The organism is Streptomyces katrae (assembly GCF_000966975.1).
Classification (GTDB): Bacteria; Actinomycetota; Actinomycetes; order Streptomycetales; family Streptomycetaceae; genus Streptomyces; species Streptomyces katrae.
The window spans coordinates 1-1,177 of record NZ_JZWV01001673.1 but is presented as its reverse complement, the minus strand read 5'-3'; the positions used below and the strand labels follow the sequence as shown (position 1 = coordinate 1,177).

Below are 1,177 nucleotides of genomic sequence, written 5' to 3'. Positions count from 1 at the left end.
GAGCAAGATCCGAAAGAGACGACCTGGCCGCCCCGCTCCTGTGGCAGGCCCCCGACGGCCCCCGCGCCCGCGCCCGGGCGGGGCGTCGTGTCAGGGGAGGTCCGGGACGTCGCCGCCGTCCGCCCGGGTGACCGTCACCCCGGGCAGGGAGGCCGCCCACGTGCCGGTGAGGGCGGTCAGGGCGGCGGCGTCCGGCGGGGTGGGGCCCAGGCCCACCGCATAGCGGGCCAGGGTCGCGGAGCGCTCGAAGGGGCGGGGCCAGGCGTGGGCCTCCGGGAGCCCGGCCTCCTCCAGGGCGGCGAGCAGGGCGCGCAGCCGGCCCCGCGCCCGGCCGAGGTTCTCCTCGAACTCCCGCGCCGAGTCCGCCCGTACGGTCACCACCGCCCACGCGGCGTGGCGCCGGTGCGGCGGGGCCGCCGCCGGGAGACCACCGGGCCCCTCCGGTTCCGCGTCCAGCCGCTCCCAGGTCTCGTACAGCTCCTGGACCAGCAGGTCCCGCACGCCCGCCCCGACCTGGGCCGTGCAGCTGCGGACCGGCGCCGAGGGGGTCAGGACGGTCACCGGGCCCACGCCCGGAGCGGGCTCGGCCGCCGGGTACAGGGACACCGCCTCGCTCCAGTCCCAGGCGGCCCACGTCCCGAAGAACTCCCGCCGCAGCCCGGCAGGGGAGCGGTCCCCGGCTTCCCGGACCGTCCGCGCCGCCAGCACCGACCAGGCCAGCCCCGGCAGGCCCCCGAAGGGCGCCGAGTCCAGCCCCCGGGCCCGCGCCCAGGCCTTGACCTCCCGGGCCAGCCGGGCGAAGGCGGGGTGCTCGGCGCCCACCGCCCGGCGCACGGCCTCCGCGTCGGCCCCGACCACGACCAGGTCGACGTCCAGGCCCGACGCGCGCAGCCGCAGCCCCGGCACCCGCGCCCCCGTCACCTCCCGCAGTCGCTCCGCCTCCGGCAGCGCGGCCGCCACCCGCGCCCGCACCGCCCCCGCCTCGCCCGCCCCAGGCACCACCGCCACCAGGTCCAGGTCGGCGCCAGGCAGGGCGCAGCCCATGGCCCGGGACCCGGCCAGCCGCACCACCGCCCCGGGCAGCGCCTCCGCGACCCGGGCGGTGATCCGCTCGGCGACCCGAGCCCCCTCAACGGCGCCACCCGCCGCCGGTGTTCGCCCGGCCGGGTGCGGCCCG

General features: G+C 81.1%; 1 protein-coding gene. It reads right to left on the bottom strand.

All coding sequences use genetic code 11. From position 1 onward, the window contains the following. Positions 1-90: 90 nt before the first annotated feature. Positions 91-1,177, bottom strand: a 1,087-nt coding sequence (locus VR44_RS40000; protein ID WP_045952610.1) for a poly(A) polymerase, incomplete at its 5' end; no start/stop codon positions are given.